The sequence below is a fragment of the Pseudomonas sp. genome, assembly GCF_046581935.1.
GTDB lineage: Bacteria > Pseudomonadota > Gammaproteobacteria > Pseudomonadales > Pseudomonadaceae > Aquipseudomonas.
The window spans coordinates 52,812-76,674 of sequence record NZ_JAYGFK010000004.1; the positions used below are offsets into that span (position 1 = coordinate 52,812).

23 protein-coding genes are annotated in these 23,863 nt (G+C 59.0%); 15 read left to right on the top strand and 8 right to left on the bottom strand.

All coding sequences use genetic code 11. The annotated features are described in order from the left end of the window. Nucleotides 1-63: 63 nt before the first annotated feature. Nucleotides 64-993 (top strand): zinc ABC transporter substrate-binding protein ZnuA, encoded by a 930-nt coding sequence (gene znuA, locus VCA57_RS04220; protein WP_411183816.1) that lies wholly within the window; start codon nucleotides 64-66, stop codon nucleotides 991-993. Nucleotides 994-1,059: 66 nt separating this feature from the next. On the opposite strand, the gene VCA57_RS04225 is transcribed toward znuA, so the two are convergent. Then, the gene (locus VCA57_RS04225) at nucleotides 1,060-2,010 is read right to left on the bottom strand and encodes a homoserine kinase (RefSeq protein WP_411183715.1); all 951 of its coding nucleotides are present in this window, start codon (nucleotides 2,008-2,010) and stop codon (nucleotides 1,060-1,062) included. A 15-nt stretch (nucleotides 2,011-2,025) separates the two neighbouring features. Then, nucleotides 2,026-2,310, bottom strand: a complete 285-nt coding sequence (locus tag VCA57_RS04230) for a DUF2782 domain-containing protein (protein WP_411183716.1) — start codon at nucleotides 2,308-2,310, stop codon at nucleotides 2,026-2,028. A gap of 74 nt (nucleotides 2,311-2,384) precedes the next feature. On the opposite strand from VCA57_RS04230, the gene polA reads away from it, so the two are divergent. Then, nucleotides 2,385-5,228, top strand: coding sequence for a DNA polymerase I (gene polA, locus VCA57_RS04235; protein ID WP_411183717.1), 2,844 nt, complete (start codon nucleotides 2,385-2,387; stop codon nucleotides 5,226-5,228). 290 nt (nucleotides 5,229-5,518) lie between these two features. Here polA and yihA read toward each other — a convergent pair whose 3' ends face one another. Beyond that, complete coding sequence (gene yihA, locus VCA57_RS04240) at nucleotides 5,519-6,172, bottom strand: ribosome biogenesis GTP-binding protein YihA/YsxC (protein WP_411183718.1); 654 nt, start codon at nucleotides 6,170-6,172, stop codon at nucleotides 5,519-5,521. Nucleotides 6,173-6,420: 248 nt separating this feature from the next. Between yihA and VCA57_RS04245 the strand changes: the two genes are divergently transcribed. The 5 genes from VCA57_RS04245 to VCA57_RS04265 all read left to right on the top strand — a co-directional run bounded on the left by VCA57_RS04245 (nucleotide 6,421) and on the right by VCA57_RS04265 (nucleotide 11,028). Then, nucleotides 6,421-6,711, top strand: a complete 291-nt coding sequence (locus tag VCA57_RS04245) for a c-type cytochrome (RefSeq protein ID WP_411183719.1) — start codon at nucleotides 6,421-6,423, stop codon at nucleotides 6,709-6,711. Nucleotides 6,712-6,757: 46 nt separating this feature from the next. Next, nucleotides 6,758-7,363 (top strand): c-type cytochrome, encoded by a 606-nt coding sequence (locus VCA57_RS04250; RefSeq protein WP_411183720.1) that lies wholly within the window; start codon nucleotides 6,758-6,760, stop codon nucleotides 7,361-7,363. A 173-nt stretch (nucleotides 7,364-7,536) separates the two neighbouring features. Next, nucleotides 7,537-8,166: a thiol:disulfide interchange protein DsbA/DsbL gene (locus VCA57_RS04255; protein WP_411183721.1), complete on the top strand. Its 630-nt coding sequence runs from the start codon at nucleotides 7,537-7,539 to the stop codon at nucleotides 8,164-8,166. A gap of 24 nt (nucleotides 8,167-8,190) precedes the next feature. Continuing rightward, complete coding sequence (locus VCA57_RS04260; RefSeq protein ID WP_411183722.1) at nucleotides 8,191-9,051, top strand: endonuclease/exonuclease/phosphatase family protein; 861 nt, start codon at nucleotides 8,191-8,193, stop codon at nucleotides 9,049-9,051. 78 nt (nucleotides 9,052-9,129) lie between these two features. Beyond that, a complete protein-coding gene (locus tag VCA57_RS04265) occupies nucleotides 9,130-11,028 on the top strand; it encodes a diguanylate cyclase (protein WP_411183723.1) in 1,899 nt (632 codons plus the stop codon). Between the two features lie 8 nt (nucleotides 11,029-11,036). Here the strand turns inward: VCA57_RS04265 and VCA57_RS04270 are convergent, their stop codons facing one another. Then, nucleotides 11,037-12,455, bottom strand: a complete 1,419-nt coding sequence (locus VCA57_RS04270; protein WP_411183724.1) for a DASH family cryptochrome — start codon at nucleotides 12,453-12,455, stop codon at nucleotides 11,037-11,039. A gap of 178 nt (nucleotides 12,456-12,633) precedes the next feature. Here VCA57_RS04270 and VCA57_RS04275 point away from each other — a divergent pair, with 178 nt between their 5' ends. Then, nucleotides 12,634-13,227 (top strand): MarC family protein, encoded by a 594-nt coding sequence (locus VCA57_RS04275; protein WP_411183725.1) that lies wholly within the window; start codon nucleotides 12,634-12,636, stop codon nucleotides 13,225-13,227. Continuing rightward, nucleotides 13,224-14,012 carry an N-acetylmuramoyl-L-alanine amidase gene (locus VCA57_RS04280; RefSeq protein ID WP_411183726.1) on the top strand — a complete coding sequence of 263 codons (789 nt, stop codon included), beginning with the start codon at nucleotides 13,224-13,226 and terminating at the stop codon, nucleotides 14,010-14,012. The genes VCA57_RS04275 and VCA57_RS04280 overlap by 4 nt, the downstream gene beginning before the upstream one ends. A 73-nt stretch (nucleotides 14,013-14,085) precedes the next feature. On the opposite strand, the gene VCA57_RS04285 is transcribed toward VCA57_RS04280, so the two are convergent. Beyond that, the gene (locus tag VCA57_RS04285; protein ID WP_411183727.1) at nucleotides 14,086-15,861 is read right to left on the bottom strand and encodes a KinB sensor domain-containing domain; all 1,776 of its coding nucleotides are present in this window, start codon (nucleotides 15,859-15,861) and stop codon (nucleotides 14,086-14,088) included. Further along, nucleotides 15,858-17,210: a sigma-54-dependent response regulator transcription factor AlgB gene (gene algB / locus VCA57_RS04290; protein WP_411183728.1), complete on the bottom strand. Its 1,353-nt coding sequence runs from the start codon at nucleotides 17,208-17,210 to the stop codon at nucleotides 15,858-15,860. The genes VCA57_RS04285 and algB overlap by 4 nt, the downstream gene beginning before the upstream one ends. Nucleotides 17,211-17,455: 245 nt before the next feature. Here algB and VCA57_RS04295 point away from each other — a divergent pair, with 245 nt between their 5' ends. From VCA57_RS04295 to VCA57_RS04315, 5 genes are all read left to right on the top strand, one after another. Then, the gene (locus VCA57_RS04295; RefSeq protein WP_411183729.1) at nucleotides 17,456-18,292 is read left to right on the top strand and encodes a BON domain-containing protein; all 837 of its coding nucleotides are present in this window, start codon (nucleotides 17,456-17,458) and stop codon (nucleotides 18,290-18,292) included. Nucleotides 18,293-18,454: 162 nt separating this feature from the next. Next, a complete protein-coding gene (locus VCA57_RS04300) occupies nucleotides 18,455-18,889 on the top strand; it encodes a ferritin-like domain-containing protein (RefSeq protein WP_411183730.1) in 435 nt (144 codons plus the stop codon). A gap of 77 nt (nucleotides 18,890-18,966) precedes the next feature. Continuing rightward, nucleotides 18,967-19,131, top strand: coding sequence for a DUF1328 domain-containing protein (locus VCA57_RS04305; protein WP_069521449.1), 165 nt, complete (start codon nucleotides 18,967-18,969; stop codon nucleotides 19,129-19,131). A 150-nt stretch (nucleotides 19,132-19,281) separates the two neighbouring features. Further along, complete coding sequence (locus tag VCA57_RS04310) at nucleotides 19,282-19,740, top strand: inhibitor of vertebrate lysozyme family protein (protein ID WP_411183731.1); 459 nt, start codon at nucleotides 19,282-19,284, stop codon at nucleotides 19,738-19,740. Nucleotides 19,741-19,844: 104 nt separating this feature from the next. Next, a complete protein-coding gene (locus VCA57_RS04315) occupies nucleotides 19,845-21,074 on the top strand; it encodes a nucleoside recognition domain-containing protein (protein ID WP_411183732.1) in 1,230 nt (409 codons plus the stop codon). 113 nt (nucleotides 21,075-21,187) lie between these two features. Here the strand turns inward: VCA57_RS04315 and VCA57_RS04320 are convergent, their stop codons facing one another. After that, complete coding sequence (locus VCA57_RS04320) at nucleotides 21,188-22,201, bottom strand: DUF5924 family protein (RefSeq protein WP_411183733.1); 1,014 nt, start codon at nucleotides 22,199-22,201, stop codon at nucleotides 21,188-21,190. A gap of 13 nt (nucleotides 22,202-22,214) precedes the next feature. After that, nucleotides 22,215-22,562, bottom strand: a complete 348-nt coding sequence (locus VCA57_RS04325; protein ID WP_411183817.1) for a VOC family protein — start codon at nucleotides 22,560-22,562, stop codon at nucleotides 22,215-22,217. Between the two features lie 288 nt (nucleotides 22,563-22,850). On the opposite strand from VCA57_RS04325, the gene VCA57_RS04330 reads away from it, so the two are divergent. Beyond that, on the top strand, nucleotides 22,851-23,822 hold the full coding sequence (locus VCA57_RS04330; RefSeq protein WP_411183734.1) for a TAXI family TRAP transporter solute-binding subunit: 972 nt from the start codon (nucleotides 22,851-22,853) through the stop codon (nucleotides 23,820-23,822). Nucleotides 23,823-23,863: the final 41 nt, after the last annotated feature.

Consider the following 23,863-nt stretch of genomic DNA (forward strand, 5'->3'; position numbering starts at 1 on the left):
ACGTTATTATATTACCCGTTCCTTCCCGCTTGAGTGCTCCCCGTGTTACGTCTTTTTCCTGCTTTGGTTCTGTTGTTGATCAGTTTTTCCATTAGTTTCGTGGCCAATGCGGAGGTGCGCGTGCTGACTAGCATCAAGCCTCTGCAGCTGATTGCCTCTGCCGTGCAGGAGGGTGTTGGTCAGCCTGATGTGTTGCTGCCGCCGGGCGCATCGCCGCATCACTATGCGCTGCGTCCCTCCGATGTACGCCGTGTGCGCGATGCTGATCTGCTGTACTGGATCGGCCCTGACTTGGAAAGCTTCCTGCCGCGAGTACTGGCCGGCCGAGATAGACCGAGCGTGGTTGTGCAGGATATCCCAGGCTTGTACCTGCGCCATTTTGGCAGCAGCGATGCAGCGGAGGACGAGCACCAGGATGAGCACGCCGCTCACCCGCAGGCGGCCGACGAGCATGACCATGATCATCGTCCCGGTAGCCTGGATGCGCACCTCTGGTTGCAGCCCGCCAACGCCCGAGTTATCGCCGCTAAAATCGCCGCCGACCTGACGCTAGCCGATCCTGCCAATGCCGCACGTTATCAGGCCAATGCCGATGCCTTCAGCAAGCGCCTGGACGCATTGGATCAGCGCTTGAAAACCCGCTTGAGTGGTCTGGCCGGCAAACCCTACTTCGTTTTCCACGAGGCCTATGACTACTTCGAGGCCGCCTACGGCCTCAAGCACGCTGGCGTGTTCAGTGTACTCGGTGAAGTTCAGCCGGGTGCGCAGCACGTCGCCGCTATGCGTGAACGTCTGCAACAAGCCGGTCCGAGTTGTGTCTTCAACGAACCGCCGTTTCGCCCGCGCCTGGCGCAAACCCTGACCGCGGGCCTGCCAGTGACCTTGGCCGAACTGGATGCCATGGGCGGCGCTTTGCCAGTCGATGCAGGCGGTTATGAAGCCCTGCTGAACAATTTGGCAGGCGAGTTGGCAGGGTGTTTGGAGGGGTTGTAACTGTCGCTTGAGTGTCGCGACGCCCTGGGCTAGAAAGCCTCGCTTTGCTTAGCGAGGCTTGCATAGTTAGAAGGCAAACGGCAGCGCCAGATCTACCTGCTGACGCTGCGCTAGGCGACGCTGGAATTCATCGGGGTCATGAATCAGTACTTCCTGCCCGGCGAAGGACTCGGCGGCAATCAGGCGTGACAACCAAAAGCGTACACAGGCGACGCGCAGCATGGCCGGCCACAACTCGGCTTCTGCCGCGGTAAATGGCCGTAAGCCGGCATAGGCGCCGAGCAACGCTTGCGCGCGCTTGCTGTCGAGGCTGCCGTCCTCATGTGAGCACCAATCATTCAGGGCAATCGCCAGGTCGTAGAGCATCGGTCCCGAGCAGGCGTTGTAGAAGTCGATGACGCCGGCCAGGTGATTGCCGTCGAACAATACGTTGTCGCGGAACATATCGGCATGCAGGTTGGCCTGCGGTAAGGCGAGAATACGTGGCTTGAGCTCGTGGATTTCCGCGAGCGCATCACGCAGCAGGGGCAACTGCTCATCCGGCAGCTGCAGCGCCAGGCTTGGTCCTTCGCTGAGCATCCAGTCCAGCCCGCGATCGCTCTTGCGCGGCAGTGGTTGTGCGCGTGTCGCCAAGTGAATGCGCGCCAGCAGTGCGCCAACCTCTTGGCAATGGTGTGGGCTGGCGGTTTTTACGTGTTTACCGGCCAGGCGTGGCTGCAGCAGCGCCGGCTTTTCTGCCAAGCTGCGCAACGCATCGCCGCTCGCAGTGCGCAGGGCATACGGCACAGGCAGTCCGGCGTCATGCAGCACGTCGAGCAGCTCAATAAAGAACGGCAGGTCGGCACTTGGCCCGCGCTCAATCAGGGTCAGAACGAATTCGCCCTGCTCCAGGCTGACGAAGAAATTGCTGTTCTCGCTGCCCGCAGCAATGCCCTGGAAGTCGCGTAAGCGACCCAGGCCATAGGGGGCAAGAAACGCCTCGAGCTCATGGCGCTCAAGTGGGGTAAACACCGACATTGCAGAACTGCCTTATTACCAGCTGAAAATTTCCCAGGCCGGAATCAACATATCCGGACTGTCCGAGCGGATGAAGTTGCCATCGGTGCCATCAGACCGTACTAAAAAATATGGCTTGCCGCCTTTTGGGGTGACCTTGACCGCATAAAGAAAGCCATTTACCCGGTATTCGTGGATGGTGCGGTCGCCGTCCTGGCGGATGGTCACATCTGGGTCTGCCGAGACCGGGTCTTCAGCATGAGCAGTCAGAGTGGTGAATGCCAGCAGGCTGGCCAGTAACAGGCGATTGAGTACGCGCATGGTAACCTTGTCCTTTTGATTTCAATGGTGCGGCCATTCTAACGCCGCCCCCGCCGAAAAGGTTGATCCTGCTCATGAGTCAAACTCCCTTAGTCCTGGTCGACGGTTCTTCTTATCTTTACCGTGCCTTTCATGCCTTACCGCCGCTGACCACTTCCAAGGGCCTGCCTACCGGCGCGGTCAAGGGCGTGTTGAACATGCTCAAAAGTCTGCGTAAGCAGTACCCGAAAAGCCCGTTTGCTGTGGTGTTCGACGCCAAGGGCGGGACCTTTCGCGATGAAATGTTTGCCGACTACAAGGCCAATCGCCCGTCAATGCCGGACGATCTGCGTGTGCAGGTTGAGCCACTGCATGCCAGTGTTAAAGCCATGGGTTACCCGCTGCTGTGCGTTGAAGGCGTCGAGGCCGATGATGTGATCGGCACCCTGGCCCGTCAATGCGCGGCCGAGGGGCGCGATGTGGTGATCTCCACCGGCGATAAGGACATGGCTCAGCTGGTTTGTCCGCACGTTACGCTGGTCAACACCATGACCGGTAGCGTCTACGACATCGATGGCGTGAAAGCGAAATTCGGTGTCGGTCCTGAGCTGATCATCGACTACCTGGCGCTGATGGGCGACAAGGTTGACAACATTCCCGGCGTACCGGGCGTGGGTGAAAAGACCGCGCTGGGTTTGTTGGTCGGTGTCGGTGGCGGTCTCGATGTGCTCTACGCCAACCTCGACAAGGTGCCGGAACTGCCGATTCGTGGGGCCAAGAACTTGCCGGCCAAGCTCACTGAACACCGTGATATGGCTTACCTGTCCTACGCCTTGGCGACCATCAAACTGGATGTGCCGCTGAATATCGCTATTGAGTCGCTGCACCCGGGGCCGATGGATGTCCCTGCACTGGTCGAGCTTTACGCCGAACTGGAATTCAAAACCTGGCGCGATGAACTGCTGCGCAGCAATCCGGCTCCGGCTGCCAAGGCCCCGGTAGCTGCAGCGGATGATCTGTTCGCCCTGGCGCCTAGCGCCACTGCCGCCACCCCGACCACTCTGGTTGCTGAAGCATCGACTGCCGAGGCGGTGGTTGCCGAGTTGCCCGCAGCGAAAGCCCAGGGCGATTACCAATGCATCCTGGAGCAGGCGCAGTTCGACGTCTGGCTGGAGAAGCTGCGCAATGCCGAGCTGATTGCCTTCGATACCGAGACTACCGGCCTCGATGCGCAAAAGGCGCAGTTGGTCGGCCTGTCGTTTGCGGTCAAGGCTGGCGAGGCGGCCTATATCCCGGTTGCGCATTCTTATATGGGCGTGCCGGCGCAGTTGGATCGCGATGCCGTACTCAGGGCGCTCAAACCGATTCTGGAAGACCCAAGCAAGGCCAAGGTTGGGCAGCACGCCAAGTACGACATCAATATCCTCGCCAATGCCAGTACGCCGATTCAGGTGCAGGGCGTGAAGTTCGACACCATGCTCGAATCCTACGTACTGGATTCCACGGCCACCCGTCACGACATGGACAGCCTGGCGCTTAAGTACCTGGATCACAGCACCATTCGTTTCGAGGACATTGCCGGCAAGGGCGCGAAACAGCTGACCTTCGATCAGATCGATCTGCTTCAGGCTGCGCCCTATGCCGCCGAAGATGCCGACGTAACCCTGCGTCTGCATCAGCACCTGTGGAGCAAGCTGGAAGCCGAGCCGAGCCTGGCCAAGGTGCTGAGCGAAATTGAAATGCCGCTAGTGCCGGTGCTGGCGCGAATCGAGCGGCAAGGTGCACTGGTCGATGCCAACCTGCTCGGCCTGCAAAGCAACGAGCTGGGTGAGAAATTGGTCGCGCTGGAGAGACAGGCCTTCGAAATCGCCGGGGAGGAGTTCAATCTGGCGTCGCCCAAGCAGCTCGGGGTGATTCTCTACGAGAAGCTCGGCCTGCCGGTCATCAGCAAAACCGCCAAAGGCCAGGCTTCGACTGCCGAGGCGGTGTTGGCTGAGTTAGCCGAACAGGACTTTGAACTACCCAAGGTGCTGATGCAGTACCGCTCCCTGAGCAAGCTGAAAAGCACTTATACCGACCGTCTACCGGAGCAGATCAACCCGCGCACCGGGCGTATCCACACCAGTTATCACCAGGCGGTGGCTGCGACCGGTCGTTTGTCGTCGACTGATCCAAATCTGCAGAACATCCCGATCCGCACGGCTGAAGGTCGGCGTATTCGCCAGGCATTTGTTGCGCCCAAAGGCTACAAGCTACTGGCGGCGGATTACTCGCAAATTGAGCTGCGCATTATGGCGCACCTGGCCAAGGATGAAAGCCTGCTGGATGCCTTCCGCCACGGTCGTGATGTGCACAAGGCCACTGCTGCCGAGGTGTTCGGCGTCGCTTTGGAGGAGGTAACCAGCGATCAGCGCCGCAGCGCCAAGGCGATCAACTTCGGTTTGATCTACGGCATGAGCTTTTTCGGTCTGGCCAAACAGATCGGTTGCGACCGCAAGCAGGCGCAGGCGTATATCGATGTGTACTTCGCCCGTTATCCGGGCGTGCTGGCTTACATGGAGCGCACGCGCGAGCAGGCTTCGGAGCAGGGCTATGTGGAAACCCTGTTCGGCCGCCGCTTGTACCTGCCGGATATTCACGCGAAGAACCCGGCGCTGCGCAAAGGGGCCGAGCGCACGGCGATCAACGCGCCGATGCAAGGCAGCGCAGCGGACATTATCAAGCGTGCGATGGTGACGGTGGACAACTGGCTGAGCGAATCCGGCTTGGATGCCAAAGTCATCCTGCAGGTACACGATGAATTGGTGCTGGAGGTGCGTGAGGATCTGGTCGAGCAGGTGCGTGAGCAGATCAAGCCGCTGATGGGCAATGCCGCAGCCCTGGATGTACCGCTGTTGGTGGAAGTGGGAGTGGGCGATAACTGGGACGAGGCGCATTGATGGATTGCCCACAGCCGGGGCAAAGTGCCTTGGCTGTAGGTGTTGTGGTTCCAGGGTATTAAAAATTAATCCGCTATAACTAATTAATTTTTACGCTGGCCTGAACTTTATTCTGGGTCGGCCACTCAGAGTATATGAATGGCCTAGACAGCCATTCGATGCTCCTTGTTGTGTTAAGTGTTGGCAGATTCTGGACCCCCGCCCTAGCGGTTCAGATGTTGAACCCCGAACTTCCCTCCCCCATAGAAGTCCGGGGTTTTTTTTGCCTGTAATAAAGTCGCTCGTATGGATCAGGCTTCAGTGTCCTGATCATCCTCAAGGGCAAACTCCCCCAGCTGCATCCACTTGGCCAACACGGCTTGGGCGTCTTCGATACCAATACGCTTGGGCGCTGAGAACAGTTGGATGCTGACGCGATCACCCCAGCCCTTGTGAATTTCCTGTTGCACCTTGAGCAGGGTGTTCTTCGCTGCACCGAAAGCCAGTTTGTCGGCTTTGGTCAGGAGAATGTGCATGGGCATTTCGCTGGCGACTGACCAATCCAGCATGAGGATATCGAACTCGGTCAGCGGCTTGCGAATATCCATCATCAACATCAGACCGCGCAGGCATTCGCGGCTGCCGAGGTAGGCTTCCAAATGCTTCTGCCAGTGCAGTTTCAGCGGGATTGGCACCTTGGCATAGCCGTAACCTGGCAGGTCGACCAGGCGGCGCTCTTCATCCAGCTTGAAGAAGTTGAGCAGCTGAGTGCGGCCTGGGGTTTTCGAGGTGCGTGCCAGACTGGCGTGGGTCAGGGTGTTCAGCGCGCTGGATTTACCGGCGTTGGAGCGCCCGGCAAAGGCTACTTCATGACCGAAATCTTCCGGGCACTGGTCAACTTTGGCTGCGCTAATAAGGAAAGTAGCCTGTTGGCACAGGCCGATAATAGGGTTCTTGGCTTGCATCTGAGTATCCGTGAGGGCGAGCGTAGGGTGGCGTTACAGGCGCGATGCCCTTGCGACATTTGCGCGCAGCCTGCCTGTCTGTGCGAAGCGCGGCAAGCTGCGTCGTTTCCGTTTCAATGACGCCAGTATATAATGGCGCAGATTTTGTGTGCGCTTTCTCCCTGTAGTTGGATAAGTGTCCACGGGAACGATTTAGATCATCTGCCCATAGAAAGCAGTACGTTCCCCTCCCTGATGAGGTTGATCTGATGAAAAACGTGCTGATTGCAGCCAGTGTATTGATGTTTTCGTTCAGTGCGTATGCTGCACAGGATCCAGAAGCCGTGTTTGCGCGTGCGTGTGGGATTTGTCATAACGGACAGCTCCCAACCGCGCCGAAACGTGGCGACAAGGCCGCCTGGGAACCCCGTCTGGCCAAGGGTACTGATGCTCTGGTACAGAGTGTCACCAATGGTCTGAACGCCATGCCGCCCCGCGGGCTGTGCATGGACTGCACGGCCGAGGATTACCAAGGCGTCATCAAGTTGATGACTGAGTAACCCCGGCCTATAAACTCTTTCTCTTAGTCGCAAATTGGATTAGCTGATGAACAAAGTACTCGTGAGTCTGCTGTTGACCCTGGGCATCACCGGCCTGGCACAGGCCGCAGGCAATGCCGAAGCTGGTCAGGGTAAGGTGGTTGTGTGTGGTGCGTGCCATGGTGCCGATGGCAACAGTGCTGCGCCGAACTTCCCGAAACTGGCTGGTCAAGGCGAGCGATACCTGCTCAAGCAGCTGCATGACATCAAGTCCGGTGGGCGTGTTGTCGTGGAAATGACCGGTTTGCTGGATAACATGACGGAAGAAGACTTGGCAGATATTGCTGCCTACTTCTCAAGCCAGCAAATGAGCGTAGGTGCTGCTGATCCTAAGCTGGTTAAGCGTGGTGGCGAGCTGTTCCGTGGTGGCAAGCTGACTGAGGGTATGCCTGCATGTACGGGTTGCCATACTCCAAGCGGCGCTGGTCTGGCGGCGGCGGGCTTCCCTAAGTTGGGTGGTCAGCACGCAACCTATATTGCTAAGCAACTGACTGATTTCCGTGAAGGCAACCGCACCAATGACGGCGACAGCATGATCATGCGCTCCATCGCCGCCAAGCTGAGCAACAAAGATATCGAAGCAGTTGCCAGCTTTATCCAGGGTCTGCACTGATCTGCGCGCAAGGCGACATGCAGTAATGAAAAAGGGTGGCTTAGGCCGCCCTTTTTCGTTTGTTGCATCGCTACGTCTCAGCAACAACCCCTACAATGAGCGGAACCCAAGTTTGCCTCGCAGGTCGAACCTTGGTTCGCCAGCACGCACCGTCTATAGCCAAGGAGTAACGCATGCGTAATCTGATTCTCAGTACCACACTCGTCGTCGCTAGCCTGTTTGGCCTGAGCGCTCATGCCGAGCCAATTGAAGCGGGTAAGCAGTATGTTGAGCTGAGCAATCCTGTCGCAGTTTCCAAGCCGGGCAAGATCGAAGTGGTCGAGCTGTTCTGGTATGGCTGCCCGCATTGCTACAAGTTCGAGTCCACCATCAATCCGTGGATCGCTAGCTTGCCGGAGGATGTCAACTTCGTACGTATCCCGGCCATGTTTGGCGGCATTTGGAACGTGCACGGGCAGATGTTCATCACGCTCGAAGCGATGAATGTTGAGCACAAGGTACATGGCGCGGTATTCGACGCTATCCACTTGCAGGGCAAGAAACTCGCTACGCCTGAAGAAATGGCCGACTTTCTGGCCACTGAAGGTGTCGATAAGGATGCCTTCCTCAAGACCTACAATTCCTTTGGCGTGAAGAGCCAGTTGGAAAAGGCCAAGAAACTGGCCATGGCCTATCAGATCACGGGTGTGCCGGTGATGATCGTCAATGGTAAGTACCGTTTCGATATCGGCAGCTCGGGTGGTCCGGAGCAGGCTCTGCAAGTGGCCGATTTCCTGATCGCCAAAGAACGCGCCGCGCAGTAATCGGCGGACGCGGCGCGCGCGTAAGTGCTTAGGCGCTGGCCGGCTAAGCGAACGATTGGCCTGTGTGATCCACAGGTCAATCCAGGTTGTGTGCCCGTGGATGACTGGCCGCAGAGTGATAGCCTGCGCCTGCTCAGCTTCAATATTCAGGTGGGCATCAGCACTCAGCGCTATCACCACTACCTGACGCGTAGCTGGCAGCACCTGCTGCCACATGCCGGGCGTAGCGTTAATCTGCAACGGATTGGCGATTTGCTCGGCGACTTTGACGTGGTGGCATTGCAGGAGGTCGATGGCGGTAGCCTGCGCTCTGGCTATGTGAATCAAGTTGAGCACCTGGCTCGCCTCGGCGCGTTCCCCTACTGGTATCAGCAACTCAACCGTAACCTTGGGCGCTTTGCGCAGCACAGCAATGGCGTGTTGAGTCGGTTGCGTCCCAGTCTGCTTGAAGACCATCCGCTGCCCGGTCCGCCGGGGCGTGGCGCGATGCTGATGCGGCTTGGCGAAGGACCTGACGCGATTGCCGTGGTGATGATGCACCTGTCTCTTGGTGCGCGAACCCGCACGCGGCAGTTGGCGTATATCCGCGAAATGCTCGGCGACTATCGGCACCGAGTGCTGATGGGTGATATGAATACCCATGCCAATGATCTATTGGAACATTCGCCCTTGCGTGACCTTGGCTTGTGGGCACCGCAGGTCGCTGCGACTTTCCCAAGCTGGCAACCGCAGCGCTGCCTTGACCACATTTTGCTTAGTCCGGAGTTGACCTTGGAACGCTGTGAGGTGCTGCCATTGCCGATCTCCGATCACTTACCGGTGGCGGTGCAAATTCGCTTGCCTACTTCACTCTGTGGGCCGGCACCGCCTATGCTGGTTGACTAGTAAGGCCAGCTAGCGTTTTTTCGCACCCTGTTGGTCTGCGATAAAACGGCAACAGACCATTGAACGTGGACGGTGATAATGAGCAACGATGCCCAGCGCTGGAAAAGCAAGTATCTGGAAAGCCTGGAGCAGCAAGAGCAGCTTGAGCGCCGCTGGGATGCCCGCCTGGATTTGCTGCGGCGTGGGTTGGTGCGCAGCTCATTAGCCGCCGAGGGTAGCGACAAGTCGGTCGACCAATGCATGCAAGAGTTACGGGAAACCCTGCGCCGCGACGATATCGACGTAGGCCTGGCTGCGCTGATTCCTCGTCTGGAAAAGGCCGTACTGGATTCTGAAAAGCGTCGACAAGACCGCATTGACCAGAACGTTTCCGGGGTCACCAGTCTGACCACTCAACTGCTTGCCCTAGAGCCGCCCCGTGAAGTGCGTAATGCACTCAAGCAATTTGCTAAACGCATAGAAGAACGTGCCAGCCAGCCCCGTGAATTGCCTGCGCTGCTCGGTGAGCTGAGCCGTTTACAGCAGCAGGCGTTGGCAGTCTTTGATGGCGAAGCCGCAACAGCCCGTCCTGGTTTGTTGCAACGCCTGTTTGGCAGCAAAGAAGTCGAACTTGCAGCGCCTGTTGGCGATCAGCCGGCTGCAGCGCCTATTCCTGTTCCGCTAGCGCCGGTGACCGAGCAGCCCGCCACAGCTGTAGCTGCAGCCACAACCGAAGCCACAGTCGAAACCGTGACGGCTCCCAGCCTACCGTCGCAACCCGGCAACTCGGCCCCCGCAGCGGTTGCTGCTGCGTTGCTCGATACGCCGCTAGCGGCAGATAGTGTGGCGTCAGAGCCTGCGCCGCCTGCTGTTAGCGCTCCAGTTGATGCAGTCTCCACCGCGCTGGCATCGCGCGACCCGGCCTACGCTCTGCCGGAAATTCCTGAGCCCGGTTACAGCGCTGTTGCCCCGCATATCGGCGAAAGCCTGATGAGCCTGCTTGACGAACTGGAGCTGCCTACGCGCCATCAACCGCAAGGCGAGGCCTTGCGCCAACGGGTATTGGGCGGGCTGAACTGGTATGAGTTGGTGGCTGTGCTAGATGATCTGGCGGTACTGGTTTTAGCCGTTACAGACAGCGGTCAGCGCGAGTTTGCCAGCTACCTGACGCAGCTCAATGAGCGTTTGGCGGCGTTTCTTGGCACCCTCGCAGAAGCCCATGAGGGATACAGCGAATCGGTGGAGAGTGCGCGCACTTTTAACCAGGAACTGCGTGAACAAGTAACTGGTTTACAGGCCAGTGTGCAAGATGCGGCCGATCTACATAGCCTCAAGCAGTCACTGGAGGCACGCCTGGATGGCTTGCTCAACACCGTCAGCGAACATCAGAAGCACCGCGATGGCCGCGAGGAGGAGGTGGCGCAGCGCCTGCAAAGTCTGACCGAGAAAGTTGCCGATATGGAGCGTGAGGCCCAGGGTTTCCGTGATCACCTAGAAGAGCAGCGACAGAAGGCGATGATTGATCCGCTTACCGGGCTGGCGAACCGCGCCGGTTGGGGTGAGCGCTTGGAGTTGGAGATGGCGCGCTGGAAGCGCTACGGCGGCGAGCTGGTGTTGGCGGTGCTGGACATTGACCACTTCAAGCGAATCAACGACAGCTACGGGCACCTGGCGGGTGACAAGGTGCTGAAGATCATTGCCGGGGAACTGGCCAAGCGCCTGCGTAAAACAGACTTTATGGCGCGCTTTGGTGGCGAGGAGTTTGTCCTGCTAATCCCTTCGACGCCGCTAGAGGGTGGTCAGCAGCTGTTGCAGACACTGCTCGACGGCGTCGCAGAGTGCCCATTTCACTTCCGTGGCGAACGGGTGACCATCACCCTGTCCGCTGGCCTGACCGCGTTTGCCAGTGGCGAAAGCAGTGAAAAGGTCTTCGAGCGCGCCGACCAGGCGTTGTATCGCGCCAAGAGCGGCGGCCGCAACCGAGTCGAGCTGGGCTGACGTCCGGCTCAGGCCACCGCATGCAGGTAGGGCTTCCAGCTTTCGGGAATCGTATCCAGCTGCGGATAACCCAGGTTGTGTAAGTGCCCACTCGCGAGCAGAAAAGGTGTGTGCCGCAGGCTCTGTGGCACATCACGCAACTCCGGTAACCAGAGGCTGACGTAGTGTGCTTCCGGGTCATATTGGCGGGCTTGGCGCAGGGCATTGAATACGCGACTTTGCCGTGGGTCGTTGCCTACGCCAGCCAGGTACGCCCAGTTGCCCCAGTTGCTGGCGGGGTCGTAGTCGAGCAGGTGCTCCTCGAACCAGGCCGCGCCGTGGCGCCAGTCCTGCTGTAGGTCATTGATCAGATAACTGGCGACCACTTGGCGGCCGCGATTGGACATAAAGCCAGTTGCCGCGAGTTCACGCATATTGGCATCCACCAATGGCATGCCTGTGCGCCCGCGTGACCAGTCTTGAAAGCGCTGATCCAGCTGTTGTGGCGCATGCTCGGTGGCTTTCAGCCCGCCGGCCTTGAATGGCGCGCTACCGTGACGCCGCAGCGTCCAGCGGAAGAAATCGCGCCAAAGCATCTCGATCCACAGCCAATGAGTTGAATCATTGCGCTTGTACTGCGCCTCATGCCGGCGCAACTCGGCAATTACCCGGCGCGCGGAGAGGCTGCCATTGGCCAGCCAGGGCGAGAACTTCGAAGAGTACTCGCTACCGATCATGCCGTTGCGGGTGTCTTTATATTGCCGCACACCTTGGGTGTTCCACAGGTAGTCGCGCAGCCGGCCCAGTGCTGCTGGTTCGCCGCCGGAGAAGGGGAAGGCGCTAGATGGCACGCTGAGCGGGTCGCCCAGGCCAAGCTGGGATAGCGTCGGCAGCGGTTGCATCAGTGCCAGCGCGCCATCGGGCAGTAGGGGGAGGCGCTGCGGTGCATGACGCGGCTGGAACACCTGCAAACGTTCTTCGACCAGGCTGCGGAAATGGCTAAACACCGGTGGTAACTGATCAAGGGTGAAGGGGAGTTCTTCGCTGTGCAGGAGGTCGTTGGCAGGAAATTGTTGCAGAGCAATCGAGCCGAGTTGTTGAGCTACCCGGTTCACCTGTGCCCGTTCATCAGGGGCGATTTCTTCCAGGGTCAGCACCTGGTCAAGGTCGAACTGCGCCACCAGTTGCGCGATGGCCTGCTCGGCTGTGCCGATGATTACCAGTAGGTGAGAGCCGCGCTGGTGCAGTTCGCTTTCCAGCGCTACCAGGCTTTCCAGAAGAAAGCGCGCACGGTGTACGCCCATGCGGCGCGTGCCAAATTCATTAAGTTGGAGTTGCGCCGGGTCCAGCACATAGATCGGCAGCAGGCACTCGGCGGCAAGCCCTGCTTGCAGTGCCGGATGATCATCAAGACGTAAATCCTGCTTAAACCACAGAAGCGCGCGCATTGTGCTGATCTCCAAATCAAGACAGAGCCTGTACAAGAGTAAAAAGTTTGTACAGGCGTTAGTCTAGCAACCCTGTCGTAGCCTGTTAGAGCAATAGATCAGCGTGTTTGTTCTGCCGGATCAAAGGCGTTTCTACCTTGATAAGCACTAAACTCTGCCGGTCTGTTTAGGAGTAGTTATGGAAATTTTCGGCATCGCCGCGTTGATCTTTCTGGTCACCGACCCTTTTGGCAATATCGCGATCTTTATTGCCGCGCTAAAAAATGTACCGGCCGAGCGGCGCTTGCGGGTAGCGGCTCGCGAGCTGCTATTTGCCCTGGCATTGTTACTGCTGTTCCTCACGTTTGGCGACAAAGTACTTAGCTCTCTTGGGCTGTCGCGTGAGGCAACGGCGATTGCTGGCGGTATCATCCTGTTCGTGATCGCCATGCGCTTAATTTTCCCTGGCCCGCAAGGCGTGCTGGGTGATGTGCCGGATGGCGAACCGATGCTGGTGCCACTGGCAACGCCCGCAGTGGCTGGGCCCTCTGCCCTGGCAGTGTTGATGACCCTGCGTAATACCCATGAAGGGCCGCTCTGGGAGCTCTACGCGGCTTTGCTGCTGGCCTGGGCGGCGACCGCATTCATTTTGTTGCAGGCTTCGTGGCTGCAGCGTTTTCTCGGACCTCGCGGGTTGACCGCAGTGGAGCGACTGATGGGCATGCTGTTGATCATGCTCAGCGTCGACATGCTGCTGGATAACCTGCAAAGCGTGTTGCATATCACCCCATGAGAGTTTTTTTCTTAAATACGCTGTTCCTGTTGTTGGCCGGTTGTAGCCATGGTCTGCGCATTGATAACAGTCACACCGCCACTGGCCAGAACAGCCGCGTGCAATACATCGTGTTGCATTACACCTCGACTGACTTCGCGCGCTCGATGCATTTGCTCACCGAGACCGACGTAAGTAGCCATTACCTGATCGGCGAGGCACCGCCGACCATCTACCGCTTGGTCGATGAGAATCGTCGTGCTTGGCACGCGGGCGATAGCCAGTGGCAGGGGCGCACCTGGCTCAATGCCTCGACAATCGGCATCGAGCTGGTCAACCAAGGGTTTTATGACACCCCGAAAGGCCGCTATTGGCAGCCGTTTGCACCGGCGCAAATCGATGCGCTGATCGTGTTGCTCAAAGACATTATGCAGCGCCACCACTTACCACCGGGCAGCATCCTGGCGCACAGCGACATTGCCCCGCAGCGCAAGGTCGATCCAGGCCCGTTGTTTCCCTGGAAGCGCCTTGCCGATGCAGGGCTAATGCCGTGGCCCGATGCTGATGCGGTGGCGCGTCAGCAGGTGCTATTCGGCGCCAGTCTGCCGAGTGTGCAGTGGTTTCAGCAGCAGTTAGCGCGGCAGGGTTATGCCGTGCCGACACATGGCGAACTGGACCAGGCCACGCGCAACGTGATCGCCGCCTTCCAGATGAAGTACCGCCCGGCCCGTTATGACGGTGAGCCGGATGCAGAAACGGCGGCGCTATTGTTGGTGTTGGCCGCAATGGCTGGGCAGCAGCCCTGAGCCCATGCTCGCGGCGTTGCTGACTAACCACGTTTGTTGTGGACAGCCAGCTGCATCACGCTGGCTGTATGGCTTACACCGGTAACGCGACGTAAAACTGCGCACCCTGACCTGCGCGTGATTGCACGCTGATCTGCCCGCCATGCAGCTGGACGATTTCCTTGCACAGGGCCAGGCCGAGGCCTGCCCCGCCTTTTTTCCGGCTGACCTGTACAAAGGGCTCGAAGATCCGCGCCTGTTGGCGATAAGGGATTCCCTCGCCGTTATCCGCCACGCTCAGCACCACCCGGTCGTCCTGCTGGCGCGCCTGTAAGCGCACCTGCCCACCGGGGTGACTATGGCGCAGGGCGTTGCCGATCAGGTTGTCGAGCACCCGTTCGATTTGCAGCGGGTCGATCTGCACGTCTGGCAGCTCGCTGTGCACCTCGCAGGTGAGGTTGATCTGCAGCTCTTGCGCTTGTGCGTTAAAGCGCTGCTGGGTCTGCATTAGCAAGGGCTTTAAGGCGCAGGAGGACAGCTCGAGGGTTTGTAGGCCATTTTGATAGCGCGAGAAATTCAGCAGGTCGTTGATCAGCCGCAGCAGGCGGTGCATTTCCTCATCCACGGTATTCAGTAAGTCACCTTCGCGTGACTCTGCTGCGAATTGCAGGCGCTCCTGCAGCAGAGAAAACGCCATCAACATGCCGGTAACCGGGGTGCGTAGCTCGTGCGAGGCGCGTAGTACAAACTCGCTGCGCACGCGCTCAAAGGCGCGCTGTTCGGTGACATCACGCAGCACCATCACCGCGCACATGGCGCGACCTTCGCTGTGGCTAACACCGGACAAACTGTAGGCCAGCAGGCGCTGTTCACCATCGATCTGCACCTGTACGTCGTCCAGAGTTTCGTCCAGGTTCTCGCCCTGCAATACCCGTTGCAGTTGCTCATCCAGGTCGGCACGCTGCAAGGCTACCGCCAGCGTCTGTCCCAGTTGCTCGTTGCCCCAGCCCAGCTGGCGTTGCGCCACCGGATTGATGTGCTCGACCCGCCCAGCGCAATCGAAGATCAGCAGGCCGTGATCAATGCTGTCGAGTACCGCCTGCAGACGCTGCTGCTCGGCTTGTAGCGCCTCTACATCACTGTTTTTGAATTCGCGCAGGGCTTCGGCCATCAAGCCAAAGCGTTGGCTCAGGGCGGACATTTCCGCGACCGGGGTTAACGGCAGGGTGACTTGAAAGTCGCCTTGGCCGATCTGATCCGCAGCCCTTGCCAGCGCTTCAATCGGCCGACCGAAGCGCTGCGCGATGCTGTGCGCGGTGACAAAACCTATCACCAGCACCGCCAGGCCAATCAGCCCGAGTAGGCCGGCGATCAACCAGGCGCGTTCCCTGGCTCGTGTTTCTTCTTGCTCAACCGCGTTGACGTAACGTACCTGCACCGCGTTGATGCGGTCACGCAGGGCTTCTATGGCGTGACCGAAGCTGTCATTGCTGAGCAGTTCACGGCGTATTGTCAGCGGTTTGGCCAGCAGGTCGTCGAACGTGCTGTAGGCGCGCTCGACCTCGGTAATCGCCTGGCGGTCACTGCTATCTGTGGCACTTTCGGCGGCGCGCTGCAGCCAGACTTTGAACTGCTGATCAGAGGCTTTTAGGGCCTCGCGGTCGAGGTCTTCGGCGAGCAACAGAATCACCTGCTTGCCCAGCTCCTGGCGCAGGCCGAGGCTGGCATCGATGATCTGCAGGTTGCGGGTCATGGCCTGGCTCTGTACCTGGGTCAGCTGCAACACGCTGAAAATTCCCAGTAACAGCCCGACCAGGGCCACGGTGAGTAACGCACTGCTGCTGAGGAACAGCCGGCTACGTAGCTTCACAGGCTGAGCTGCTTGCGCTTGCGGTACAGCGTGGAGGCATCGATGCCGAGGGTTTTCGCGGCTTGGTCGAGGCTCTCGCTATTGGCCATTACGGCGCTGATATGGGCTTTCTCCAAAGCTTCCAAACTCAGCTGGTCGCCGACCTGCGGTGCGCTAGGCGTGACCTGCGCGGAGAGCCCTAGATGGCTGACCTGCACCAGTTCTTCGCCGCAGATGATGCTCGCCCGTTCGATCACGTTGCGCAGCTCGCGGATATTGCCTGGCCAGGCGTAGCCGAGTAGCGCTTCACGCGCCTCTTCGCTGAACTGCCGCGCCGGGCGGGCGTATTCGACGACGAAGCGCGCGAGAAAGCGCTCGGCCAGATCGAGGATGTCCTCGCGGCGCTCGCGTAGCGGCGGCAGGGTCAGGGTGATGACGTTGAGGCGATACAGCAGGTCTTCGCGGAAGCGGCCTTGTTGAACCATCTCGTCGAGGTCCAGGTTGGTCGCGGCGAGAATGCGCACATCGGCCTGACGGGTCACCGGATCGCCGATGCGCTCGTACTGTTTATCCTGAATAAAACGCAGCAGTTTGGGCTGCAGGGCCAGTGGGAAATCGCCAATTTCATCGAGAAACAGGCTGCCGCCATCGGCTTGGTTAACTCGCCCCAAGGTGCTTTCGCTGGCACCGGTAAAGGCCCCACGGTTGTGGCCGAACAGCTCGCTTTCCATCAGCTCGGCGCTCAACGATGGGCAGTTAATGGTTATGCAGGATTTCTTCGCGCGCTTGCTCCAGCGGTGAATAGCCTGCGCCAGTTCGCCCTTGCCGGTACCCGACTCACCGAGAATGAGGATGTTGGCGTCGGTATCGGCCACCTGTTTGGCGGTTTGTAGCACCGCCATCAGCGCCGGGCTTTGCGAATCGAGGCCGTCGCCGGGTTTGCGCACATAACCTTCTAGGCGCTCCAGGCGCTCGGCCATTTGCCGCGCCTCAAGCTGCTTGGCCGCGGCCAGGCGCAGCTGCTCGGGGCTGCACGGCTTGACCAGATAATCCGCCGCGCCAGCCTGGATGGCATCCACGGCGGTATCCACCGCCGAGTGTGCAGTGACGATCACCACGCGCATCCAGGGGGCTTGCAGGCGCATTTGTGCCAACACATCCAGGCCATCATCAGCACCTAGGCGCAAGTCGAGAAAGCACAGGTCGAAGACCTGGCGCAGCAACAGGGCATCGGCCTGGGCCGCGCTATTGGCAGTACTGACCTGGTAGCCCTGATCCTCTAGGCAATAACGGAAGGTGCGCAGAATCGCGGGCTCGTCATCAACCAGCAAAATACGTCCCAGGCTGTTTTCCTCTGTGCTTGCGTACATGTTCATCTCCTTGAGCAGTTCCGCGATCAGTCGCGCAGATCGTTAGTCCGCAGTCTGTCGTGCAAGTTGCACGGTGGTTCTGCCGTGATCATGCAAGCTGCATGTGTGCGGTGTTTGGGTAATTGTTTTAAGTCTTTGATAATTATAGATTTTTAATAGTTTAAAAAGCTGGCATGGCACTTGCGATATACCTGTATCGGTGGCGACAAACGGCTACCTGATCGTTATCCATTGGAGGAACTGCCATGCATAAATTTAAAACGCTGACCCTGGCTATCGCGACCGCCGGCTTAATCGGCCTGGCTCCTTTCTCAGCTTATGCGGCTGAAGGCGCTACCAGCAGTGCATTGAGCGAGGCGCGCCAAGAGGGCTCGATCTGGACTGCATTTGCGCTTAACCGTCATCTCAATCCGTTCACCATTGATGTGGATGTAGAGAACGGTAAAGCCAAGCTGACCGGTAAGGTGGAAACCGATGTCGACCGCGATTTGGCGGAACAGATCGCCCTGGGTATTGAGGGTGTTAAAGAGGTCGACAACCAGCTTACCCTCGACCCTGGTTTTCAGCCAAAAGCCAGCAGCGAGCCAAGCCTGTCGCAGCGCTTTGACGATGCCAGCCTCGTGGCCACGGTGAAATCCAAGTTGTTGTGGAACAGCAATACCGAAGGCTTGGACATCAAGGTTAGCGCCGAAAATGGCAAGGTCAGCCTGACCGGTAGCGCACAGAGCGCCGAGGCCAAAGAGCTAGCCGGTCGCCTGGCCGCCAATACCGAAGGCGTGCGTGAGGTGAGCAACCTGATCAGCGTCAGCGCTGTCGATAGCACGGCCGCCAAGGCGCAGAACGCTGCCGACAAGGCCGGTGCGGCAATCAGTGATGCGTGGATCACCAGCAAGGTGAAATCCAGCTTCATCTACAGCCGTAACATCGACGGCCTGAATATTTCAGTCGACACCCAGAAGGGCATGGTCACTCTCAGCGGTAGCGTTTTGAGCAACGCCGAGAAGCAATTGGCCGTTGAAACCGCACGCAATATCCGTGGTGTGCGCGGTGTCGATGCGGACGCCCTACGCGTCGCCAGTTAATTCATCCGGGCGGCGGCCATGCCGGTCGCTGCCTGTTGTCGGGAGCCTTCCGACGATCTGCCGAGCGAGCGCCCGTGTTTAACGCAGTAGGGACGACTCGCCGCCGATTGTAGGCAGGTTCTGAGGCTGCCTTAGCAGCCGCTACAACCAAGGAGAACCACCATGACTGACACCACCAAGCAACTAAACGAACTGATCGAAATCACCCGTGATGGCCAACGTTTCTACCAGCACGCCCACGATGAAGTGAAGGATGTGCGCTTGCAGGTGCTGTTCCGCGACATGTCGCAGAGCAAGACGGAGTTGATCCGTGCGCTGTCGGTGAAAGTGGCGGCTAATCAGGAAATCCCTGCAAGCGGTGGCACCTTCGTCGGTAAGTTGCGCCAGGTCTATGCCGACACCAAGGCCAACCTCGCCAGCGACACCGAAGCGACCTATGTGGCGCAGCTGGAAGAGGCCGAAGACCGCATCCTGCATGCCTTTGAGGATGCTCTGGACGCGTCCGAGCCGAGTGTGCAGGCCCTGCTCGCGGTAGAAATGCCGAAAGTGCGTGCCAACCATGACCGCATGCGCAGCCTGAAGCAGTCCATGCAATAAGCCTTGCCTGGTGCGGCCTCGGCCGCACCAGGTTTTATCGCGCCAACGCGCACCCTGAGTAGATAAGGAGAGTCGTTATGTTGAGTTGGGCCATTACCTTTTTGATCATCGCTATCATCGCTGCAGTCTTGGGCTTTGGTGGTATCGCTGGCACGGCAACGGGTATTGCGAAGATTCTTTTCGTGGTGTTCCTGGTGATGTTTGTTGTGTCCTTCATCATGGGCCGTCGCCCGCGTGGATAGCCGGTGGTTAACCACCACCTGCTTTGGCAATACAGCGATAGAACGGCCTAAAAATGCTCATTTACCTCAGTAAATTATGCTTTTAGGCCGTTTTTCCTTGGTTTGCCTGCCGCGATTATCTTCTCTCAGCGACCTGCTAAAGGAGCGACCATGACCATTAAGACGCTGCTTGCCGCCCTGTTACTGGGCGCTAGTGCAACGGCTTTGGCTGCGGATACCGATGGCCAATTCCGCCTCAATGAACTGCTGTCCAGTGACCCGGCCTACCAGCACAGCTGGCAGGAATTGGTGGAAGACGAAAGCCGTCTGCCAGAGTGGGTAATCAACCTCAACGGCATTGCCAGCCAGATGCAAGGCCTGGATGACGACGGCGACAAATACCTGGTCGGCCAGCTTTGCGAGGAGCAGAACTGTTTCAATCAGCGCCTCTACGTCGCCTTCAGCTGGGACAAGGAGGACGCTTATGCCCTCTACGTGCAGTTACCGGATGGCCTGCCGACGGACAAAGCACCCAGTCAGCATGCCACTCTGCGCTGGCTCGGCGACCCTGACGAAGGCACTCGCAAACTGCTCGAAGAGCAGCTGAAAAGCGATCCCAACTGGTACTAGTGCTTGCGGGCTCGCCGTTCAAGTGAGCCTATCTTGCTAACCCCCCGCCCCAGCGTTATTAAGCCGCGCTATCATCGCGCCCATTGATTAGGGGGAGTGACAGCATGCTCAACGGCTTGTGGCTGGGGTTTTTCGTGGTGGCAGCGGTTGCCGGTCTGTCGCGCTGGTTGCTTGGTGATGACCCGGCGGTGTTCGCCGCCATGGTTGAAAGCCTGTTCGCCATGGCCAAGCTGTCGGTCGAAGTCATGGTGCTACTGTTCGGCACCCTGACGCTCTGGCTCGGCTTGCTGCGCATTGCCGAGAAGGCCGGTTTGGTGGATGCCCTGGCCCGCCTGCTCGGCCCATTATTTGCGCGACTGATGCCCGAAGTGCCGCGTGGCCACCCGGCCCTCGGCCTGATCACCATGAACTTTGCTGCCAATGGCTTGGGCCTGGACAACGCTGCCACGCCAATTGGCCTGAAGGCTATGCGTGCCCTGCAGACGCTCAACCCCAGCAGCACCACGGCGAGTAACGCGCAAATTCTGTTTCTGGTGCTCAATGCGTCATCGCTGACCCTACTGCCGGTGACCATTTTTATGTACCGCGCCCAGCAAGGCGCGCCCGACCCGACGCTGGTATTTCTGCCAATCCTGCTGGCCACCAGTGCTTCGACCCTAGTGGGCTTGCTGTCGGTGGCGCTGATGCAGCGCCTGCGCCTGTGGGACCCGGTGGTGCTGGCGTATCTGGTACCCGGCGCGTTGGCGCTGGGTGGGTTTATGACGCTGCTGGCCGGGATGTCGGCCACGGCGCTGGCGGCGCTGTCAGCGCTGGCAGGCAACCTCACGCTGTTCGGCATCATCCTGCTGTTTCTGCTGATGGGTGCGTGGAAGAAAGTGCCGGTGTACGAGGCGTTCATCGAAGGCGCGAAGGAAGGCTTCGACGTGGCCAAGAGTCTGCTGCCTTATCTGGTGGCCATGCTCTGTGCGATTGGCGTGCTGCGTGCCTCTGGCGCGCTGGAGTTTGGCCTCGACGGTATTCGTTGGCTGGTCGAGTCAATCGGCTGGGATACGCGTTTTGTTGAAGCGCTGCCCACGGCGATGGTCAAACCCTTCTCCGGCAGTGCGGCGCGCGCCATGCTGATCGAAACCATGCAGACCCAGGGCGTCGACAGTTTCCCCGCGCTGATCGCCGCCACCGTGCAGGGCAGCACGGAAACCACTTTTTATGTACTGGCCGTGTACTTCGGTGCAGTCGGCATTCAGCGCGTGCGGCATGCCGTGGGTTGTGCGCTGTTGGCCGAATTCGCCGGCGTGGTGGCAGCCATATCGGTGTGCTACTGGTTCTTTGGTTAAAACCAGAATGCCCGTAGCCTGGATGCAATCCGGGAGTGCTTTCAGCTGCACCAATGTTCCCCGGATTGCATCCGGGCTACGACGCGGGTTCTTCGGCTAAGCGCCGCTGCCGGCTATTCAGTGACCTTAAAGCGCAGTACACCGATCATCTGCCCGGCCTCGGTCAGTACCTGCACCTGCCAGTTGCCCACGGCGTCGGCCGGGAAGTTCTGTTTGTGGGTCCAGGCGCGATAGCCTTCTTTGCGCCCGCCGTGGATGTCCAGAGCGATGCGCTCGACTTCACCGCCATCGCGCCGCCAGACATGATAAATCCGCTCGTTAAGCCCGCGCGGCGCACTGATCGCGGTGTAGGCGAACAGGCCCTGGCTGCGCAGTTGCGCCACGCTCAACTGTTTGACGCTCTCGCCGGGGGCGCGATTCTGGTCATCGAATTGCTCCGTCACCGCTACCTCGGTCAGCCACAGTGTGGCGGGCGGCACCCAGATACGTGCCAGCCAACCCACACCACCCAAGGCCAGGCTCAGGCCAATCAGCAGTAAGCCACGCCACCAGCGCCGTACGGTGATGAGCGAAAACAGTGAGGGAAACGACAGCACGACCGCTGCCGCCAGTGCCAACTGATAACTTTGCGGCGTGGTCAGCTTGAAGATGATCGGCAGCGCCGTGAGCAGCACGGCGAACAGGGTCAGGGTGTGATACGCAAGAAACAGCCAGCGTTTGGGCGCCAGCCACTTGTAGTACAGCGGGTCGGTGATCGACACCAATGCCGCAGCAGCCAGCAGGCCGCTAAACAACAGCTGCCCGCTGTTCCAGGTGGTGGTAATGAAGAAAAACGGCAGAACGAAGAACAGGCTTTCCTGGTGGATCATCTGCGTGGCATAGCGCAACAGCGGCGGCGGTAGCTCGAAGCCGAAGCGTTGTGCGATGCGCTCACGCAGGACGTTTTCCAGAATCAGCCACAACCAACTAACCAGCATTACCAGGGCCAGCACCTGCGCCAGTTCAGCCTGGCGCTTGACCAGCAGAAAGCTCGCTAGCCCGGAAAAGAAGCCGAAGACGGCGACGATGCCCGGATGGCGTTGCACCAAGGCAATGAGGTTGAGGGTCAGTTGTTTCAGCGCAAGCATGAAGTGAACTCGATTATTGCGACCAGACGGCCAGGCGATTACCGCTGGGATCGCGAAACTCGAAGCGTCGCCCACCGGGGAAGCTGAAAATGGCCTGGGTAATTTGCCCACCGGCAGCGGCCACCTGGTCGCACACGCTCTCCAGGTCGCTGGCATAAATCACCACCAGCGCACCGTCACTGACGGTCGCCTCTGTGGTGAAACCACCCGTCATGCGTCCATCGGTAAAGCTGCTGTAGTGCGGGCCGTAGTCGGTAAATGTCCAGGCGAACACCTGCTGGTAGAACTGCTTGAGTTGCGGCAGGTCGACGGCGGCAAATTCGATGTAGTCGATGCGCAGGTTCTGTTCTGCTTGGCTCATCTCGGCATACCCCAGGGTGAGTAATTGGGCGCAGAGCATAGCGCGCTGACTGGGCCTGGGAGCAACCATTACCTGTGTTCTGCGCCTAACCGAGGGCCCTGCTTCGGCAAACGTAGCACGCGATAAACCGCATCAGAGCCCGCAGGTGTTGGCCAATAAACACTTGGTTACCAGCGTTTGTGGCTATTACATCGTGCAACCTGCGGCGGAGCGGTTAGACTCTGGTTCTTCCGAACGCACTCAAAAGGTGCGGTCGGTTCAAAAAATAAACAGAAAAGGAGAACTCCCATGAAAGGTAAATCCCTGGCATGGGTTCTGTCGGCTGCACTTGCAGGTATTACCCTGAGCAGCGCCGTACAGGCCGAAGAGCAATTCGTGACCATTGGTACCGGTGGTCAAACCGGTGTTTATTACGTGGCCGGTCAGTCCATCTGCCGTTTCCTCAATCGCGGTGCTGCTGAGCACGGCATCAAGTGCAACGCCCCAGCCAGTGGCGGTGGTGTGGCCAACGTCAACGGTATCCGCAGTGGCGAATTCAACTTCGGCATCATGCAGTCGGATCACCAGTACAAAGCGATGAAAGGCGTTGCACCGTTCGAGAAAGAAGGCGCGATGGATGACCTGCGCGCGGTGTTCTCGCTGCAGAGCGAAGTGTTCACTATCCTCGCCCGCCGTGACGCCAATATCGCCAGCTTCGATGACCTCAAAGGCAAGCGCGTCAACATCGGCAACCCAGGTTCCGGTCAGCGTGACACCCTGGAAGAGATCATGAAGGTCAAAGGCTGGGATCACTCTGCGTTCTCCCTGGCCGCTGAGTTGAAGCCAGCTGAGCAAGCCTCGGCGTTGGGCGACAACAATATCGATGCGATGACCTACTTCGTTGGCCACCCAAATGGCGCGATTCAGGAAGCGACCACCACCACTGACGCCGTACTGGTGCCTGTGACCGGCGCAGACATCGACAAGCTGCTGGCTGAGAAGAGCTACTACACCAAGGCTGAAATCCCGGGTGGCATGTACAAAGGTAACGACGCGCCAACCCCGTCGATCGGCGGCAAGGCTGTGCTCTCCACCTCGGCCAAGGTCAGTCCAGAAGTGGTTTACCAACTGGTTAAGTCGGTATTCGACAACCTTGATCGCTTCAAGCGTCTGCACCCTGCATTTGCCGACCTGAAAGAAGCCGACATGATCAAAGTTGGCCTGAGCGCTCCACTGCACGAAGGTGCGGTGCGTTATTACAAAGAGCGTGGTTGGCTGTAAACCTGATTCCGATCTGTTGTGTGCAAGCGCTGTTGAGTTAG

Excerpts from the sequence above, each read along its gene's own strand:
- VCA57_RS04245 (WP_411183719.1), top strand. The coding sequence starts at position 6,421 with ATGAAAAACGTGCTGATTGCAGCCAGTGTATTGATGTTTTCGTTCAGT.
- VCA57_RS04300 (WP_411183730.1), top strand. The coding sequence starts at position 18,455 with ATGACTGACACCACCAAGCAACTAAACGAACTGATCGAAATCACCCGT.
- VCA57_RS04310 (WP_411183731.1), top strand. The coding sequence starts at position 19,282 with ATGACCATTAAGACGCTGCTTGCCGCCCTGTTACTGGGCGCTAGTGCA.
- VCA57_RS04265 (WP_411183723.1), top strand. The coding sequence starts at position 9,130 with ATGAGCAACGATGCCCAGCGCTGGAAAAGCAAGTATCTGGAAAGCCTG.
- VCA57_RS04275 (WP_411183725.1), top strand. The coding sequence starts at position 12,634 with ATGGAAATTTTCGGCATCGCCGCGTTGATCTTTCTGGTCACCGACCCT.
- VCA57_RS04315 (WP_411183732.1), top strand. The coding sequence starts at position 19,845 with ATGCTCAACGGCTTGTGGCTGGGGTTTTTCGTGGTGGCAGCGGTTGCC.
- VCA57_RS04230 (WP_411183716.1), bottom strand. The coding sequence starts at position 2,310 with ATGCGCGTACTCAATCGCCTGTTACTGGCCAGCCTGCTGGCATTCACC.
- VCA57_RS04280 (WP_411183726.1), top strand. The coding sequence starts at position 13,224 with ATGAGAGTTTTTTTCTTAAATACGCTGTTCCTGTTGTTGGCCGGTTGT.
- VCA57_RS04270 (WP_411183724.1), bottom strand. The coding sequence starts at position 12,455 with ATGCGCGCGCTTCTGTGGTTTAAGCAGGATTTACGTCTTGATGATCAT.
- VCA57_RS04255 (WP_411183721.1), top strand. The coding sequence starts at position 7,537 with ATGCGTAATCTGATTCTCAGTACCACACTCGTCGTCGCTAGCCTGTTT.
- algB (WP_411183728.1), bottom strand. The coding sequence starts at position 17,210 with ATGTACGCAAGCACAGAGGAAAACAGCCTGGGACGTATTTTGCTGGTT.
- VCA57_RS04320 (WP_411183733.1), bottom strand. The coding sequence starts at position 22,201 with ATGCTTGCGCTGAAACAACTGACCCTCAACCTCATTGCCTTGGTGCAA.
- VCA57_RS04250 (WP_411183720.1), top strand. The coding sequence starts at position 6,758 with ATGAACAAAGTACTCGTGAGTCTGCTGTTGACCCTGGGCATCACCGGC.
- VCA57_RS04330 (WP_411183734.1), top strand. The coding sequence starts at position 22,851 with ATGAAAGGTAAATCCCTGGCATGGGTTCTGTCGGCTGCACTTGCAGGT.
- yihA (WP_411183718.1), bottom strand. The coding sequence starts at position 6,172 with ATGCAAGCCAAGAACCCTATTATCGGCCTGTGCCAACAGGCTACTTTC.
- polA (WP_411183717.1), top strand. The coding sequence starts at position 2,385 with ATGAGTCAAACTCCCTTAGTCCTGGTCGACGGTTCTTCTTATCTTTAC.
- VCA57_RS04305 (WP_069521449.1), top strand. The coding sequence starts at position 18,967 with ATGTTGAGTTGGGCCATTACCTTTTTGATCATCGCTATCATCGCTGCA.
- VCA57_RS04295 (WP_411183729.1), top strand. The coding sequence starts at position 17,456 with ATGCATAAATTTAAAACGCTGACCCTGGCTATCGCGACCGCCGGCTTA.
- VCA57_RS04325 (WP_411183817.1), bottom strand. The coding sequence starts at position 22,562 with ATGAGCCAAGCAGAACAGAACCTGCGCATCGACTACATCGAATTTGCC.
- VCA57_RS04225 (WP_411183715.1), bottom strand. The coding sequence starts at position 2,010 with ATGTCGGTGTTTACCCCACTTGAGCGCCATGAGCTCGAGGCGTTTCTT.